Below are 16,563 nucleotides of genomic sequence, written 5' to 3'. Positions count from 1 at the left end.
GGTCTCGCCCACCGGATGGATGCCGGTTCACACAGCCGGACCCGGGCCCAGGTGGGGCTGCGGGTCAGTATGTCGACTGTGCAATTGGGGGCTACTCCCCTTCGCTGTCCCCGACTCTACCCCGCCGGATTCTCCGCGCCAACTCGATGTAATCGAAATCGCAATGCGCGCAATAAGTTTGGCGATCCACGCGAGGGGTTTCGGTTACCCTCACGCGGCCAGCAGCATAGCCAGAACCGCGGTGTCGGGATCACTGATCGGGTCCAGGCCGACCCGGCTGACCAGCGACGTGACCGTCCCGTCGGACTCCGCCTCGGCCCACGCGGCGCGGTGCTCCAGCCCCAGATGCGGCACGCCCGGCAGCAGTACGCAGCCGGATGCCGCGCCCGCGCATTCGGGCAGCGACGGCAGGGTTTCGGACGGGGGATGCAGCATCAGCAGGGCAGGCGGCACATGTGTGGCAAACCGGCCGGGTTGCACGGCTTCCTCGCCGAGCACGGGACCTTCGGCCAGCACCAAACCGACCGTGCCTGGGGCCGGGTCGTCGGGTAGCTCCTCACGCACACCGAACACCGTGGAGGTCGTCAGCAACCCGGGAAGCGTGGCCACACGTACCGCGAGTACGAGGACTTGGGCCCATTCCTTGGTGGTGTCCGGCCAGCGGCCGGAGATGACGAAGCCCCGCAGCGACCCACGCGAGTGGAACGGCGTGATGCCGATGGGTTCGTTCGTGCGCATTTCTGCCTCCCGTTGTGGAACCGGGGGCGGCCTTGCCCGTCCTTTTTCTCTGGATTCCCGAATATGAACCACGAATCACCTGGCACACAAGTACCAAAGAGTGCCAATCGGGCCAGCTGCCGCCGGACGGGAAGCTATCCGGCTGTGCTCTGAGTGGATTCCGCTCTACCTGGCCGAACCCGGAGCGGCGGCGATCGCGGGTGTCGTCGGCAAAGCGCCCGCGTCGGTCCGGAAACGGAAGGGTCCGCGAACCCAGCCGCGCGCGGCGCGAGGGGTTCGCGGACCCGGTACCGGTGTTCCGAACGGCTCAGCCGAAGATCAGACCCTTGGCCTGCGAAGTCGCCTTGGCAAACCGCTCCTGCACGTCGGCCCAGTTGACGACGTTCCAGAACGCGGTGACGTAGTCCGCCTTGACGTTCTTGTACTGCAGGTAGAAAGCGTGCTCCCACATGTCCACCTGCAGCAGCGGGATGATGCCGAGCGGGACGTTGGCCTGCTGGTCGTAGAGCTGGAAGGTCAGCAGCTTCTGGCCGAGGGTGTCGAAGCCGAGCACCGCCCAGCCGGAGCCCTGCAGACCGTTGGCCGCCGCGGTGAACTGCGCGCGGAACTTGTCGAACGAGCCGAACTGGTCGTCGATCGCCGCGGCCAGCTCGCCGACCGGCTTGTCACCGCCGTTGGGGGAGAGGTTCTTCCACCAGATGGAGTGGTTGACGTGGCCACCCAGGTGGAAGGCGAGGTTCTTCTCGTTCAGGAAGATGGCGCTGTGATCGCCCGACTCCCGAGCGGCTTCCAGCTTCTCCAGTGCGGCGTTCGCACCGGCGACGTAAGCGGCGTGGTGCTTGGAATGATGAAGCTCGTTGATCTGCCCGGAGATGTGGGGCTCCAGGGCGCTGTAGTCGTAATCCAGATCTGGCAGCGTGTACTCAGCCACGATGTCCCTTCCTATGTCGGGCTGGTGTGCCCGTTGTCCAGAGCACAGCCAACCATCATTCGTACACCCGGTCGATTCCAACTTGGGCTGACGCCCGCGCATTCCGGTGACGCCGCCCGAACCGCACATCGCATCGCTTTACGATGGCGAAGCGCTGTTCGCCCGCCAGCGGACGGGTCGCGGATCGTCACATCACGAACATCGGCACCACTGGAAACGCACGCGTAGCATCGAACCATGTCGTGGTACGACGAACTAGTGGGGCGTCTCAGCCTCCCCGAACCCGCCATGGTCACGCCCGAACAAGCTCTGCCCGGCCGGGCCGATCCGCTCGAGGTGCCGGATACCCACTATGTGAACGGTCACCCGATCCATCCGCCGTTTCCGGACGGCATGCAGGTCGCGGTCGTCGCGATGGGCTGTTTCTGGGGCGCGGAAAAGGGATTCTGGGAACTCGACGGGGTATACACCACCGCGGTCGGCTATGTCGGCGGGTACACACCGAATCCCACGTATGAAGAGGTGTGCAGCGGGCGGACCGGCCACACGGAATCCGTGCTCGTCGTGTTCGATCCCGCGGTGATCGATTACGCGGGCGTCCTCAAGCACTTCTGGGAGAACCACGATCCAACCCAGGGCATGCGGCAGGGCAACGACCGTGGCACGCAGTACCGTTCGGCCATCTTCACGCTGGACGCCGAGCAGGCCGATCTCGCCCGCGTGACGGCCGAGGCGTACGGAAAGCGACTGTCCGCCGCCGGCTACGGCGAGATCACCACGGAGATCACGGCGCTGCCCGGACTGCCGGCGTTCTACTACGCCGAGGGCTATCACCAGCAGTACTTGGCGAAGAACCCGGGCGGATACTGCCCGGTGCACGCTACCGGCGTGAGCTGCCCGGTGGGCTTGGGCGCCTGACCCGCCCGGCCGGACGGAGAACCGCGCATCCGGTGGACCGGATGCGCGGAACCCGGTGACGCGCGTCGTTTCGGTCCGGGGCAGGCGGTTACAGCGGTGGAGCGATCCCGGGCCGGGTTGCCCGCGGGTCGCCCGCGTCGTGTGCCTTCCACCAGCGAACTCCATTCGCGATGAAATCCGCCAGCGGGATCTGCTTGCCCTGCGCGTCGTGAACGGTGATGCCGTCGAACCACACCCGGACGTCCAGCTCGCGCGGATCGATGCCCTCCTCCTGTGAGAACTCCAGAACGTGCGCGGATTTGTGGTCGTCGATCCGGGTGTCGAAGCTGAGCAGTTCGCTCCACAGCGCCCAGCCGCTGTCGTCCAGGTCGATGAATTCCCAGCCGTGCAGCCGCCCGCCGCCGAAGCTGCGAATGGCCTCGTCCAAGCCGTCCAGTTGCAGCGGCAGCACCCGCGGCTCCAGATCGTCCCAGTGCTGTGCCCGCAGCGAGGCGGCGATCCGGCTCACGCCGGTGAAGGTCACTTGGACCCGGTAGTCCTCCGATGCCGTGCCGTGCTCGGGGAGTGTCAGCACTTCCAGGTCGAGTCGTAGCTGATTGGCCGCCTCGTCCACCGCGAGGCCGAGGCACGTGGCCTCCGACAGCGCGACGTTGAGGCCGGCGGTGTCCATTCCGTCGAGTAGCCCCCTGCTCACGTTCATAAGCCCAGGCTACCGACCCTCGCGACGGTAACCCCGTATTTCAGCGGCGTTCCCATTTTCATGGAACCGAATGAGTGCCCGCGCCGTCCAAGTAGATATCGGAGCCTCTTCGGCCGCAGGCTTCGATGTCGGCGACGAATGGCCGCTCCGGGATGGTCAGGAGGGGAGTCCCGGATCGGTCATTCGCATCGCTCACACGGGGCACACCAGGGGGCGAACGTCGAAGCCGGGGTGGTTCCGGGCCGTGGGTACGGAAAAGGTGTGATCGATTGGCTGCTCGATAGCCGCACCCTTTCGGTGGCGCGCTCTTCCATAGCCGCGTCTTGTGGATCAGCTTGTGGATTATGTGGATAACTTCGACCGAGTTATGCACAACCAGCATGGAGTGGGGCCGTGGTCGAGTTCCGGAGAGGAGAACATACCCGAAGTCGTTGCCCGCTGTCGAGCTCGTCCCCGGGTCCGGAACTGCACGGTATCCAGCGCCCCATGGCAGTATCGGATCTGTGACGAGCCCCCACGTTCCGTCGGTCACGGTCGCGGAGGTGCCTGCCGAATTCGACAGCAGCGCGCCCGCCTCGGCCGACGCGCCGCGCCCGATTCTGCTCGACGTGCGCGAGGACGACGAGTGGCGGCTCGGACATGCGCCGGGTGCGATCCACATCCCGATGGTCGACGTGCCCGCCCGGATCGACGAGCTGGAATACGACGCGGACCTCTATGTCGTCTGTCGGCAAGGCGGCCGGTCCCTGCAGGTGGTCGAATATCTGACGCATATCGGATACGACGCCATCCAGGTTCGCGGCGGCATGGTGGCATGGCAGCAGGCGGGACGCCCCCTGGTCGCGGGTGGCGACCACGAGGCGAAGATCTACTGACGAAGGAACGAGGTGCGCGTGAGTACGGTGGTGCAACCTTGTGCGCGCTGCGGCGCGCGCTGGGCCGTGCAAGGGGCGCCGATGCACTGGTGCCCACGCTGCCGCGGCGTGCTCCTCTCGCCCGCGCCGATCGACGCGCCAGCCGACCGCCGCAACTACCGCTGGGTGGCACGCAAACCCGATCACCGGACGCGTAGGGCGCCATCGCCCGGCGCAGTGCTGGCGGCCACGCCGACGCCCCGCTACGCGCAAATACCGCGCTGGGGTCTGATCGACGCGCCGCCGCAGGCCGGGGCCGCACCCCGCCATGCGCTCGGCAGGCTCACCGATTCGGTGACCAAGCTGCTCGTCGCGACCGTGGGCGTCTTCGTGCTCGCGGCTCTCGCCGAGCTGGCGCGCTACTCGGTTCTGCTGCGAAACCGCACGCGCCTGATCCATCCCGCGGTGTTGTTCGCCTCCGACGCGTTCGTCGTGGTGGCCGGAGCGCTGGCGCTCGTGTTCGCGCTGCTGGCGGCGGTGGCCGTGGTGGGCAGGCTGATCGAGATCAGGCAGGCGGCCTACGCCGAGGCGGGGCGGCGCGACCCGCGTTCGCCGCGGCTGATCGCCTTCGGTTGCCTGGTTCCGGTGCTCAACCTGCTGTGGCCGGGGGTCTTCATGGCCGAGGTGGCGGCCCTGCGCGGTGACCCGCGATCGCGGCGCGCGATTCGGATCTGGTGGGTGACCTGGGTTTTCGGCGGCGGCGTCGCGCTGGCCGCGCTGCTGTGGCGGAACGCGGACTCGTTGCAGGCCAAGGCGGACGGAGTGCTGTTCACGGCGTTCACCGACGCGGTCGCCGCCGTGGTAGCGCTGCTGACCCTGTGGGTGCTGCGGACGATCGAGGGACGTGATTTGCTCGGGCGCGGGCGGGCCGCGCGCCGCTGGCTGATCGCGGTCGACCCCGCCGTACCGGTGATCGCGCCCGTCCAGCCAGGCGGCACGCCCGACTCGGCGCCCACGACGACCGGCGCGTCCGCGCGCGAGGACAACGCTGCTCAGGACCGTGAGCAGGAGGAGGTTATGGCCAAGTGAGCCAGGGCAGTCGCGCGCCATTCGTCGTCGCGCATCGAGGCGCCTCGGCGGCGCGACCCGAGCACACGCTCGCCGCCTACGAGCTGGCGCTGCGGGAAGGCGCCGACGGCGTCGAATGCGATGTCCGGCTGACCAGGGACGGGCATCTGGTCTGCGTGCACGACCGTACCGTCGACCGAACCTCCTCGGGCAGCGGGCTGGTCAGCGAGATGACTCTCGATGAACTGCGGGCGCTCGACTTCGGCGCCGACGGCGCGCCCGCCTCGGTGCTGACCCTCAGCGAGCTGATCAGCTTGGTGCTGGACTGGCGCAGCAGGCCGACCAAACTGTTCATCGAGACCAAGCACCCCGTCCGCTATGGCGCGCTGGTGGAGAACAAGCTGCTGGCAGAGCTCCAGCGATTCGGCATCGCCACCCCCGCCTCGGCCGACCACTCCCGTGCGGTGGTGATGTCCTTCGCGGCTACCGCGGTCTGGCGCATTCGCCGCGCCGCACCGCTGCTGCCCACCGTTCTGCTCGGCGAGTCATCGCGCTACCTGGGCGGATCCGCTGCGACGACGGTCGGCGCCACCGCCGTCGGCCCCTCGGTGAAGACGTTGCGCGACCATCCCGATCTGGTCGACAAGGCGGCCGCCGCGGGCCGTGCCACCTACTGCTGGACCGTCGACGACCCCGGCGACGTCCAGCTCTGCGCCGATCTCGGCGTCAGCTGGGTCGCCACCAACCACCCGGGACGCACCAAGTCGCTGCTCAGCGCCGCCTGAACCGGTTACGCGAGACCGCGCCGCGAACACGCAGTGCCGCAGGCGCTGCCGAAACCAACACAGCACCCTGTAGGTTGACCCCTCGTGGGTAAGAGCAAGCGCAACAGTCCTAAGCCCGGCGGGAACCGGGCGCAGCGTCTCGCCGAGCGCCGGGCGGCGCTGGAGCAGGCGGCGCAGGCCGTCACGCGTCCGTTCGAGGGCTTGGCCGCGGAGTGCGACCTGGTCGCGCTGCGCGAGTTCGTTCCGTCGGCCACGGCGCGGTTGACGCTGTCGCCCGCGATCGCCGCCGAACGTCCGGTCGTGCTCGCCACGGTGCTGCCCGGCGCGGTGGCCGCCCTGGTGCGTGCCGGTGACGAGCCCAGCGGCTACGTAGGTGCGCAGGTGCAGTTCCAGGGCGCGGACCCGGCCGCCGATCTGGCCGCGGCGATTCTGTGGACGCAGTCCGCCGAGCCAGGTGACTCGCTGAGTTCCGTGGAGAGCGTCGCGGGTGGCCCGCGGCTGGCCGATGTCATCGAACCTGCCGCGAGCCTGGACGTGACCGTGCACCAGGACTTCGACTGGTGGGTGCCGGAGGGCGTCGAGCCCGATCCGCAGGTGGCGGCGACCATCGAGCAGGCCAAGCAGGCGATCATGCCGTCCGCGCGGCTCGCCCTGGACGCGGACGCGATCGGTGCCGCGTGGTGGGTGGACGCGGGCGAGAAGGCGCACATCCGCTGGGTGCGGCCCGAGAACGAGGACGATCTGATGCTGGCACTGGCCCGCGTGCACGCCAAGGGCGGCCTGAGTCTGGGTGAGGGTTCCCGATTCGCCGGTTCGTTCCGCACGCACGGCGTGCTCGTTCCCGTGTTCGACCTGGACCGCGAGCGGCACCCCGACGAGTGGGTGAAGCCGGTGGTCGAGTTCGGCGCCCGATTGTCCGAGGCGCTGGCCGTCGACGCACCGTTGACGGCCGACGAACGGCGTTCCCGCGACGGACTGCGGTCGCGTCAGGTCACGCTGCGCTGAGCTGTTCGATTTCGCAGCGCTCGCGGCGCTTTATGGCCGTCGTGCGAGCGACTGCCGCCGGCGACTTCATTGCGTCCGCGGCGGTCGCTCGGAAGTGGAGACGAGCTCGTCGCTAATACATTGTCCGGTGCGGGATTCTCGGCCGAACCAAATGCCGGCGGGTGAGGATAGACTTACCGAACTAATGATGGCCGGGGCACGCGTAATGCACTGTGGATGTTGGCCAGGGCAATGTCCAGCACTTTTATGCCGGGTATCTCGCTGAAACGGAAACGGGCCCAGCTCCTAGTGGAGCTGGGTCTGTTTGCCTTTTCCGGCGAACGCGGTCAGATGGAGCCGCCCGCCGCCGAAGGCGCGCCGGAGGCATCGCTCGGGCCGCTGATTTCCCGGGCGACGAATTCCTCCAGGTCGAACAGATTCGACCCGGCGCGGTCGGCGATGTTGAGCAGGGTCGTCATCTTGGCGACCTCCTCGACCTGTTCCTTCAGGAACCACTGCATGAACTGTTCGCCGAGGTAGTCGCCCTCTTCCCGGGCGGTGCTCGCCAACTGGACGATCTGCTCGGTGACGGTCTTCTCTTGGGCGAGCGCCAGAGCGATCGGTTCACGGGCATGGTCGAACCGGGATTTCGCGGCGTCGATGCCGGAAAGTTCGATACTGATATCCCGGTGCAGGAAGTACTGCACGATCATCATCGCGTGGTTGCGTTCCTCGACCGCCTGCGCATAGAACCGCTTGGCCAGCTGCGGCAGATCGGCATTGTCGAACCACACCGCAATCGCGATGTACTGATGCTCGGCATTGAATTCGTGCCGGATCTGGTCGTGCAACAGGCTGTGGAATTTGCTGCGTGGGGATTCCGGATGGCTTGACATAGCAGTGACATTAGCGCTGGTCACAACGTATGTCATCCAAGTGCAGCCTTATTGAGGCTAGTGTTGCCTAATTAATTCTTTACGGCGCCCGCAATTTTCGGCGCCTGGATATCGGCTCGCGGTCCCGGCCGCAGTTCGCGCGCGACGAACTCTTCGACGTCGAACAGTTGGCCATCGGCGCGGTCGAGTACGGTCAGCAGCGTGGTCATCCCGGCGACGTTCTTCACCTGTTCCTCGAGGAACCATTGGACGAATCGTTCACCCAGGTAGTCGCCGGACGTGCGGGCCGCTCGGGCCAAGTCGCTGATCTGCGTGCTGCGGGTCTGCTCGGCATCCAGCAGCAAAGCTATCGCGGCGCGCGGGCCGTCGAAGGTCGAATGGATCTCCTCCAGCCCGCCGATCCGCACCTCCAGATCGCGGTCGAGCAGGTACTGCACCATGCGCAGCGCGTTCGCGTACTGCTGGCGCGACCGGGCGTAGGCGTCTCCAGCCAGTTGCGGTAACCGGTTCGAGTCGAAGTACACGGCGGCGGCGAGATACTGCTGGGCGGCGGTGAACCCGTGACGGATCTGCGCGCGGAGCAAGTCGGGAAAGGACTGAGCCACATCGGTATCCGGCATGGCACCGACGCTACCGTGTCAGCAGGTCCTCCGGGACGGGTTGGTCGCTGGCCAGCGCGTCGAAGAACCGGCTGGCCTTGTCCTTGTCCCAGAGCACGACGTTGCCGCTGTCGGTGTCGTCGAACCCGCCGATCGGGACCGCCGTCGCGATCGTGTCGCCTTTCAGCGCCCAGGCCAGTCGGCCCAGGTCCCAGATGTGGTCGCCATTGTCGACCTTCAGCGACTTCGCGGTGTCCGATGCGAGCGGCCAGAGCTTGAACGGGTTGGCCAGCGTGGCGCTGCTGGTCGCCTTCTCCAGCAGGGCAGTCATGAAGATCCGCTGATTGTTCATCCGGTCCAGATCGGCGAGCGCCGTGGCGCGGCTGCGCACGAAGCCCAGCGCCTGCGGCCCGTTCAGGCGCTGGCAGCCCGCGGGCAGATCGATGCCGGCGAGCGGGTCGTCGATCGGTTTCGGCACGCAGACATCGATGCCGCCGAGCGTGTCGACCACGCTGGCGAAGCCGCCGAAGCCGATCTGCGCGTAATGGTCGAGGCGCAGCCCGGTGGCGATTTCCACCGTCTGCGCGAGCAGGGCCGGGCCGCCGAGGGCGAACGCGGCGTTGAGTTTGTCCTTGCCGTGGCCGGGGATGCTGACGTAGGAATCGCGCGGCAGGCTCACCAGGGTGGTCTTGCCCGACTCGGGGACGTGCACCAGCATGATCGTGTCGGTGCGCTCCGGACCCACCTCGCCGCCGGTGGCCAGTTCCTGCTCCTGCTCGGGCGTCAGCCCGCCGCGTCCGTCGGAGCCGACCAGCAGCCAGTTCGTGCCCGGTGTGTTGCCGACCCGCTTGGCGTAGTTCGCCAGCGCGGGGATGCGGTTGAGCGAGTTGTCCAGCTGGATGACGGCGCCCACAGCGGCGACAACCAGTACCAGCAGGATCACCAGAAACCAGCGGAAGGGGTGGCGCTTGCGGCGCGGTCGCGGCGCCTGGGCAGGGCGCACGCCGCGCGGGGGTACCGGCGGCGGGCCTTCGCGATACCGTCGCGGTTTCTGCGTCGGCGCGTGGGGCGGCCCCTCGTCGAAGGGGACCGGACGCTGTGTGGGTGCGTGCGGGGGACCCTCGCGATGCGGGACCGGACGCTGGGTGGGGGCATGCCTGCGCGCCTGCGGCGGCCTGCGCTGTTCCGGCGGGACCTGCGAATATGCCAGCGGCGGCGGGTGGGGTGGCCCGTCGCGGCGCATCACCTGGGTGGGTTCGATCGGCGGCGGTCCGCCTGGCCCCGGGGGAGGCATGCGCCGCCGCATCGGGGGTTCACCGGGCCTACCTGGCGGCGGCATCCGGCGCGCTCGCGCATTGCGCTGGGGGTCGTCGCCGTTCATCACTGAGACTCTACTTATCGGGCGGTCATCGGGTGCCGCATGCGTACAGCGGCCTGCTGTTTGGTAATTCGCCTACGGGACCGGGCCGTTAGCGGCCCGGAGGGCACAGTTGAGTTACGGCAGCCACGAAACATGGCCGCGCAGAACGGTATAGCCGATGTAGGCGACCGCGTCGATAGTCGCGTGCGCGAGGATGAGCGGCCACAGCCGATTCGTGCGCTGCCAATAGCGACCGAAGATGACGCCCATCACAATGTTTCCGAGCCCGCCGCCCAGCCCCTGGTACAGGTGGTAGCTGCCGCGCAGCAGCGCCGAGGCCAGCAGCGCGGAGTGCGCCGACCAGCCGAGCTGGCGTAACCGGGTGAGCAGGAACGCCACCACGATCACTTCCTCGGCCACGGCGTTCGCGCAGGCCGACAGGATCAGCGCGGGCAGCCGCCACCAGTAGTCGCCGAGCGAGGCGGGCACGATCGTCACGCTGACTCCTAGCGCGTGCGCGATGAGATACAGCCCCAGGCCCGGCACTCCGATGAGCGCGGCGAGAGCCATGCCCGGGAGCACGTCCGAACGCCACCGGATGCGGTTCGCCAGTCCGATCAGTCGCGGCCCGAGCCCGCCGCGCCACAGCAGATACAGTCCCAGCGCCGCCCATCCGACCAGCCGCAGCACGCTGAGCAGCTGAAACAGCAGGTCGATGGTGGACTGAGTCGATCGCGACGGGTTCAGCGCGATGGTCCGCCCACCGACCCCGCCCGGCGCGAGCGCGCTTTCCATCAGCGAGAGCGCCGCGTTCAGCCCGCTGAGGCCGAAGGTGACGAGCAGCACGACGGCGATCTCGAGTTTGAGCGCGAACCGTTCCCGATCGGTCGGCTCGGCCTCGTCCCACTGGGCACCGGACTCCGCACGCATGGGTCGAATCTATTGCGCTGGCCATGCGTGGCGCGCGGCACGTCGGGGTCGGAACCCCGCGATCCGAACTCGGCGTCGATGTCGCGACATCGAAGGTGGACGAGATCGGTGCACCCGGTCGAGGTCAGGCGCCAGCTCGCCAGCGGTCTCCAACGCCCAGCTCGGCTGGGTCGAGGCCCGAGCGCTGAGCTCGCCGCGAAGAGGGATAGCACCGCCAGTGTCTGTCTGGTCAGCGGCCTGCAGATCGGCTGGCAGGGAAACCGGATCGCCGGGTGGGGGAACCGCGGGCGTGTTGGCTGCGGCGGGCTTCGGGAGCCGGCGGGTCAGATGCGGCGCAAGCCGTTGAGGAACGGGCAGCCGGCCAGGGTGCGCACGGCGCGGCTGAGTGCCTCGATGTCGTCGGCCGGGGCGCTGAACGGGAGGCGGAAGTCGTGGTCGCCGTCGAGTCCTTCGACGCGGAGGGTGAGTCCGTAGCGGTCGATGGCCAGCGGGTGCACGATGCCCTGTTGCAGGCGCGGCGGCAGGTGCCTGGCCAGCTGCGTGATGATGTCGGCGTGGTCGGCATGCAGGTGCTGCAGCCACGCGGATTCCATGGCGCAGAACGGATCCGGCTGTGCCAGCCGCAGTTCGTCGCTGCTCACCGACTCGGCCCCGGTCGAGTCGGCCACCACCGCGGAGCTGATCACCAGCCGCAGCAGGGTCGCGCCGAAGCCGACGTCGAGCAGTCCGGGATGCGGGTTCTCCTTCGCCACTTCGGTGGCCAGAGCGCGCTGCGCCTGCCCGGGCACGGCGCGGACCCAGCCGCGCAGCCAGACCAGCGCGCGTACCGGCTCGCGCAGCGGCAGCGGCGCGTGGTCGGTGAGTTCCAGCACCGCGGGCGCCCCGTGCTCGCCGGAGTTGCCCGCCAGGATCGCCGCGACCGACGCGGTCGGCACCGCGATCACCGCGTCGCCGCACGGCCGCACGTGATGCACGGACGCGGCCGTCGGATCGATGCCCGGCATGGCCAGGACCGCCTGCTCCGCATGGACACACGCGCTGCGCACCCGCTCGGCGGTGCACGGGGCGACGGTCGGGGTCGGACGCGGCATGCAAACCTCCGGTGCTCGATCGCGCTTCATTTAGGTTACCCTAAGCTAAGTGACACGAACGCGTTCTGCAAGTGTTTCGATCCGACTGAGCGGGACGGACTTCGCGGATAGCAGATCGCTACAAATGCGTGGTGCAGCGTGCACCGCTGGCAATGGCTGCGACCATCGCCCGGTGCCGGTGCCGGTGCCGGTGCCGGTGCCGGTGCCGGTGCCGGTGCCGGTGTGGGTGTGGGTGTGGGTGTGGGTTGCCGGTGCGGGCTGGCCGCAGGTGCGGGCTGGCCGCGCGGTGTGGGTTGCGGGTGCGGGCTGGTCGCAGGTGTGGGTTGCCGGTGGGGGCTGGTTGCCGGTGCGGGTGGGGCCGCGGGTGACCTCGCCGCCGGGTAACGGCGGTGTCAGGGTTGTTACCGTGAGTGCGTGTCGGAAAGGACGGAAGCCGGGGAACCGGTGCTGGTAACGCTGTCGACGCCCGCGCGGCGCAGTCTGGTCGACGGGTTGGTCCGCAACCGCGGCGCAAGCGCCGCGGCGCCGATCCTGGACCTGGATTCGCCGGACGCCGACATCGCCGGCTTCCTCGCGGGCGCGGCACACTCCGATACCGGCTTCGTCGCTCGGACCTCCTCGGGTCAGCGTGCCGTCGCCATCGTCGCGGCCACGGCCGCCGCCCTGTGCGGCGACGACATCCACACCGCCCTGAGCAGGCCCGATGTCGCGTTTCTGAGTTCGCTGAAGCCACCGGCGGTGGAGGCCGTCCGATCGGTACTCCTCGCCATCGAAACCGAGGACACAGACCGTCTCATCGACGCATTGCGGGTGCTCAGCCGCGGCTGAGCACCCGTCCGGCGAGCGCAGGACACTGCCGTGCGCCGGTCCAGCCGTCGCAATCCGTGGGGAGCCGGCGGGCTCGCCAGTAATCTCGTAACCGTGCCGCGAATCGCGTACTTCGGGCCGTCCGGAACGTTCACCGAGATGGCCCTCGCTCAACTCGAATCCTCGGGAGCCTTCGACGGACCCGTGGAGCGGGTCGCCGCGCCCAGCCAAGGGGCCGCGTTGGACCTGGTCCGCTCCCGCGACGTGGATGGTGCCGTGGTCCCGATCGAGAGTTCTGTCGAGGGGTCGATCTCGGCGACGCTGGACTCCCTGGCGATCGGCCCGCGTCTGCAGATCGTCGCCGAGACCGAGCTCGAGGTGAGCTTCACGATCCTCGGCAAGCCGGGGAGGACCCTGGCGGACGTGCGGACTCTGGCCGCGTACCCGGTGGCCGCCGCCCAGGTACGGCTGTGGGTCGCCCGGCACCTGCCGCAGGCGCGGTCCTACATCTCGGCGTCCAATGCCGCCGCGGCCGAAGACGTGGTGGCGGGCCACGCGGATGCCGCCGTTTCGACCGCGCTGGCAGGGGAACGGCTCGGGCTGATCGCGCTGGCCTCCGGCGTCGCCGACCATGAGCAGGCGATCACGCGCTTCGTGCTGTGCACCCGGCCCACGGTGGCGCCGTCCGCCACCGGCGCGGACCGCACGTCCATCGTGCTGGAGCTGCCGAACGTGCCGGGTTCGCTGATGCGAGCGTTCGCGGAGTTCGCCACGCGTGGAATCGATCTGACCAGGATCGAATCCCGTCCCACCCGAACCGGCATGGGTACGTACCGTTTCTATCTCGACTGTGTCGGGCACATCGACGACACGGCGGTGGCCGAGGCGCTGAAGGCGCTGCACCGCACGGCACGGATCCGTTTCCTCGGATCCTGGCCGGCGACCTCGGCAACCGGCACGCCGCCGCCGTCGGACGAAGCGGCGGCGGAGTGGTTGATTCAGTTGAGAAAGGGGATGGCGGACCTATGATCGGTAGGTTGATTCTGGTCCGGCACGGTGAGACCGAGGGAAACGTCGCCAAGCTGCTCGATACCAAGGTGCCGGGACTGCCGCTCACCGAACGCGGTGCGGCACAGGCGAAGACGTTCGGCGAGGGCCTGCTCCGGCCGCCGAAGGTGCTGTTCTCCTCGGCGGCGTTGCGCGCCAGGCAGACCGCGAGCTACATCGAGGCCGCTACCGGCGTGGCGGCGATGGTGCTCGACGGCCTGCACGAGGTACAGGCCGGTGACCTGGAAGGGCAGCACAGCGAAGATGCCCATCGCACCTTCCAGCGGATCTATCGCGCCTGGCACGAAGGCGATCTCGGGCTGCGGGTGCCGGGAGGAGAATCCGCCCAGGATGTCCTGGACCGCTTTCTTCCCGCGATCGCGCAGTTGCGGGCTACCTACTTGACACCCAATGACGGTGCGGGCGATGTGATGGTGGTCAGTCACGGCGCCGCCATGCGGCTCGTCGGTCGCACACTCGCCGGTGTGCAACCGCCGTTCACCACGAACAACCACCTGGACAACACCGAAACCATCGAGTTGGTCCCGATGCCCGGCGGCGAGTGGGAGTGCATCCGCTGGGGCCGGTTCACGCCGCCGTTCGGATACGACGTCGCGCCGACCTCCGACGACCCGATGGGTTAGGCGTAACCCTCGCCTTCACTCCGGCCGTGCGCGTTTTGCCTGCTTCCCGCCTTCGCTCCGGCCCTCCGCGTTTGCGGACTTCGCCTTCGCTCCGGCCGTACGCGTTTTGCGTATCTGCTTGCCTTCGCTCCGGCCGTGCGCGTCGTGCGTACCTGCGTGCCTTTGCTCTGGCATGTGCGGGCTGAAGACGGACTACGTCCGAGAGCTGGGCGCTTACGGCACTCAGGACAGTTTCGGATTCCGTGGGAAATCTTCGCGTTCCGGCAGCGAGTTGATCAGATCTTGTATCGCCGTGCGCAATCGAGCCGCGGTTCCGGTGCTGAGTGAACTCCACTTGACGCCGTCGTCGGACTTGCTCGCGGTCGCGATGAATCGCCCTGCGCGCGTGTTGAATACGGCGATGTGGTTATCGGCCACGTCTCTGGTGCCGTCGCCGTACACCACGCCGACGATCTCGGCATACGAGTGGATCTCGACCAAGGCCGCGGCCAAAGTCTTCGCGTCGCTCGGGGGGTTGCCAGCCTTTGCCAGGCGTGCCGCGGTGGCGGCGGCGTCACCGGTGTCTCCGAAGATCGTGGCGAGCTCTTCGGTGGGAACGTTCATGCCGTAGAGCTCGAGCGGTTCGGCATAGCCGAGCGCCGCGAGCACCGTGGCGGGCAGATCGATCCCGGCCTCGTCGATGACGTAGGAGTCCCGCCCGCGAAGGGCGACGACCGGAAGATCGACGCCCTTCGCCAGACAGAAGCGACTTACCCACCCATCGACGACCAACCGCAGCGCGATGATCCAGTGCGGGCGGTTCAGCGCGCGCAGCCGATTCTCCAGATCGCTGTGCACTACGTCATCGAGGAGAAGCTCGCGCTGGATCAGAGACTCGGCGGCCGCGTCCATCGCCGTCCGGTGGTCGGTCATGTTGTCGTAGCGTCCCCGCGCGTTCAACACGACGGGGACCTCGATCTGCAGTTTCTCAATGAGAAACTGCATTTCGTCGAGCGACAGGACGACCGCCTCGAGCGTCGATGGGTCGCGGCCCGCACCGAGTACGGTCACCTAACCGTCCCGCTGATGTCACCGCCGCCGATGACTCCGTCGGCGGCGAACCGGCCGTCGTTGAAGTGCTCGGTCGACCGCAGGTAGTCGTGGCCGTTGTGCTCGGTCTCGTCGTCCTCGTCGCTGCGGGCCTGGTTCCCCAGCAACGGGTTGCCATTGCCCATGTTCGACTGCCGGACCGGCGCCGCGTCGACACGGTTGGCCGCGTTGGTCTCCTGGGTCGGTGTGGAGCCACCGATCGCGCCGCTCGAGCCCCAGCCTTCCGGGAGCTTGAGGGAGCCGTTCGCGCCCGCCGCGGACCCTATGCCGGTGAACGACACCGCGCGCGTCGTGGCAGCGCCACTGGCGGCCGCACCGGCACCCATGGCCATCGGCGCAAAGCCCGACACGGCAGGAGCGCTGGTGGTCGCCGCGGCGATCGCGCTGCCCGCGACATTCCCGACCGTCGAAACACCGGTGGTGGCGATCGATCCGACGGCCTGAGCCGCCTGCGTGGCGGCGCTCGCCACACCGGGGTTGCTCAAGAACGCCTGTGTGGCGGCGACGGCGGCCTGGATGGGATCGGCCGGGACCTCGGAGGCGGTGTTCGCCGCCTGTTCGGGCGTCGCGGTTCCGGCGCCGGCGGCGATCGGCGGCGGCGTCAGGAACTCCGCGGGCGTCGCGACCATGGCGCTTGTCGCGGCCTCGTAGGTCTCCATGACCAGCGCGGCACGGATGTCCATGGCGTGCCTGGCGATCTCCGCGGCCTCGAAGGCGCCGGTCACCACACCCGGCGGGTTCGCCGACGCCATCAAGGCGGCGTTGACGGCCGCGATCTCCGGCGGGCTCGGCATAGCCAGCGCGGCGACGGTGTAGGCGGTGGCGTTCGCCGCGGCCTTCGCGCCCATCGCGGCTGCCTGCACGCCCTGCTGTTCGGACCAGCCGAGGAAGCCGGTGAGTTTGCTCAACGCGGCGATACCGTTGACGCCCTGCATGCCGATGCCGAGTTCGGCCATCACCCTGGCGACGGTTGTCGTCGCGTCGACCCAGGCGGCGGTGAGCCCGCCCCAGGCAGTGGCGGCGGCCGAGATGGGAATCGCGTGCGCGCCCGCGTGTAAGGTGGCCGAATTGATCTCCGACGGCCGAGCCGCCCAGATCACGCCGGTGACTCCTGCAACCATG

18 protein-coding genes are annotated in these 16,563 nt (G+C 68.5%); 8 read left to right on the top strand and 10 right to left on the bottom strand.

Going from position 1 to position 16,563, the window contains the following annotated elements; translation table 11 throughout:
• Positions 1–210: 210 nt before the first annotated feature.
• Both IU459_RS00170 and IU459_RS00165 read right to left on the bottom strand, forming a co-directional pair.
• A complete protein-coding gene (locus IU459_RS00170) occupies positions 211–738 on the bottom strand; it encodes a peptidase (RefSeq protein ID WP_195127377.1) in 528 nt (175 codons plus the stop codon).
• 307 nt (positions 739–1,045) lie between these two features.
• Complete coding sequence (locus tag IU459_RS00165; RefSeq protein WP_040772607.1) at positions 1,046–1,669, bottom strand: superoxide dismutase; 624 nt, start codon at positions 1,667–1,669, stop codon at positions 1,046–1,048.
• A 237-nt stretch (positions 1,670–1,906) separates the two neighbouring features.
• Between IU459_RS00165 and msrA the strand changes: the two genes are divergently transcribed.
• A complete protein-coding gene (gene msrA / locus IU459_RS00160; protein WP_195127376.1) occupies positions 1,907–2,587 on the top strand; it encodes a peptide-methionine (S)-S-oxide reductase MsrA in 681 nt (226 codons plus the stop codon).
• Positions 2,588–2,675: 88 nt separating this feature from the next.
• Here the strand turns inward: msrA and IU459_RS00155 are convergent, their stop codons facing one another.
• Complete coding sequence (locus IU459_RS00155) at positions 2,676–3,287, bottom strand: hypothetical protein (RefSeq protein ID WP_195127375.1); 612 nt, start codon at positions 3,285–3,287, stop codon at positions 2,676–2,678.
• A gap of 503 nt (positions 3,288–3,790) precedes the next feature.
• On the opposite strand from IU459_RS00155, the gene IU459_RS38275 reads away from it, so the two are divergent.
• The 4 genes from IU459_RS38275 to IU459_RS00135 all read left to right on the top strand — a co-directional run bounded on the left by IU459_RS38275 (position 3,791) and on the right by IU459_RS00135 (position 6,999).
• On the top strand, positions 3,791–4,162 hold the full coding sequence (locus tag IU459_RS38275) for a rhodanese-like domain-containing protein (RefSeq protein WP_440446445.1): 372 nt from the start codon (positions 3,791–3,793) through the stop codon (positions 4,160–4,162).
• 18 nt (positions 4,163–4,180) lie between these two features.
• Entirely contained in the window at positions 4,181–5,230 is a 1,050-nt protein-coding gene (locus tag IU459_RS00145; protein ID WP_324198680.1) for a DUF4328 domain-containing protein, read from the top strand.
• A complete protein-coding gene (locus IU459_RS00140) occupies positions 5,227–5,994 on the top strand; it encodes a glycerophosphodiester phosphodiesterase (RefSeq protein WP_195127373.1) in 768 nt (255 codons plus the stop codon). Before IU459_RS00145 ends, IU459_RS00140 begins: the two co-directional genes overlap by 4 nt.
• Positions 5,995–6,078: 84 nt before the next feature.
• Positions 6,079–6,999 carry a DUF5926 family protein gene (locus IU459_RS00135; protein ID WP_195127372.1) on the top strand — a complete coding sequence of 307 codons (921 nt, stop codon included), beginning with the start codon at positions 6,079–6,081 and terminating at the stop codon, positions 6,997–6,999.
• Between the two features lie 326 nt (positions 7,000–7,325).
• Here the strand turns inward: IU459_RS00135 and IU459_RS00130 are convergent, their stop codons facing one another.
• The 5 genes from IU459_RS00130 to IU459_RS00110 all read right to left on the bottom strand — a co-directional run bounded on the left by IU459_RS00130 (position 7,326) and on the right by IU459_RS00110 (position 11,854).
• Positions 7,326–7,874: a ferritin gene (locus tag IU459_RS00130; protein ID WP_195127371.1), complete on the bottom strand. Its 549-nt coding sequence runs from the start codon at positions 7,872–7,874 to the stop codon at positions 7,326–7,328.
• Between the two features lie 71 nt (positions 7,875–7,945).
• Positions 7,946–8,494 (bottom strand): ferritin, encoded by a 549-nt coding sequence (locus tag IU459_RS00125; RefSeq protein WP_195127370.1) that lies wholly within the window; start codon positions 8,492–8,494, stop codon positions 7,946–7,948.
• A gap of 10 nt (positions 8,495–8,504) precedes the next feature.
• Entirely contained in the window at positions 8,505–9,854 is a 1,350-nt protein-coding gene (locus IU459_RS00120; protein ID WP_195127369.1) for an LCP family protein, read from the bottom strand.
• 114 nt (positions 9,855–9,968) lie between these two features.
• Positions 9,969–10,763 carry a CPBP family intramembrane glutamic endopeptidase gene (locus tag IU459_RS00115; protein WP_195127368.1) on the bottom strand — a complete coding sequence of 265 codons (795 nt, stop codon included), beginning with the start codon at positions 10,761–10,763 and terminating at the stop codon, positions 9,969–9,971.
• A gap of 323 nt (positions 10,764–11,086) precedes the next feature.
• Positions 11,087–11,854 carry a DUF2470 domain-containing protein gene (locus tag IU459_RS00110; RefSeq protein WP_195127367.1) on the bottom strand — a complete coding sequence of 256 codons (768 nt, stop codon included), beginning with the start codon at positions 11,852–11,854 and terminating at the stop codon, positions 11,087–11,089.
• A 414-nt stretch (positions 11,855–12,268) separates the two neighbouring features.
• On the opposite strand from IU459_RS00110, the gene IU459_RS00105 reads away from it, so the two are divergent.
• The 3 genes from IU459_RS00105 (at position 12,269) to IU459_RS00095 (ending at position 14,352) form a co-directional block, all read left to right on the top strand.
• A complete protein-coding gene (locus IU459_RS00105) occupies positions 12,269–12,682 on the top strand; it encodes a hypothetical protein (RefSeq protein WP_195127366.1) in 414 nt (137 codons plus the stop codon).
• Between the two features lie 93 nt (positions 12,683–12,775).
• A complete protein-coding gene (gene pheA / locus IU459_RS00100; protein ID WP_195127365.1) occupies positions 12,776–13,690 on the top strand; it encodes a prephenate dehydratase in 915 nt (304 codons plus the stop codon).
• A complete protein-coding gene (locus tag IU459_RS00095) occupies positions 13,687–14,352 on the top strand; it encodes a histidine phosphatase family protein (protein WP_195127364.1) in 666 nt (221 codons plus the stop codon). Before pheA ends, IU459_RS00095 begins: the two co-directional genes overlap by 4 nt.
• A gap of 222 nt (positions 14,353–14,574) precedes the next feature.
• Here IU459_RS00095 and IU459_RS00090 read toward each other — a convergent pair whose 3' ends face one another.
• Together IU459_RS00090 and IU459_RS00085 are read right to left on the bottom strand one after the other, a co-directional pair.
• Positions 14,575–15,402: an ESX secretion-associated protein EspG gene (locus tag IU459_RS00090; protein WP_195127363.1), complete on the bottom strand. Its 828-nt coding sequence runs from the start codon at positions 15,400–15,402 to the stop codon at positions 14,575–14,577.
• Positions 15,399–16,562, bottom strand: a complete 1,164-nt coding sequence (locus tag IU459_RS00085) for a PPE domain-containing protein (RefSeq protein WP_195127362.1) — start codon at positions 16,560–16,562, stop codon at positions 15,399–15,401. The genes IU459_RS00090 and IU459_RS00085 overlap by 4 nt, the downstream gene beginning before the upstream one ends.
• Position 16,563: the final 1 nt, after the last annotated feature.

The sequence above is a fragment of the Nocardia amamiensis genome, from assembly GCF_015477605.1.
Taxonomy (GTDB): Bacteria; Actinomycetota; Actinomycetes; order Mycobacteriales; family Mycobacteriaceae; genus Nocardia; species Nocardia amamiensis_A.
The sequence above is the reverse complement of the archived record's forward strand: the minus strand, read 5'-3'. Positions and strand labels throughout refer to the sequence as shown.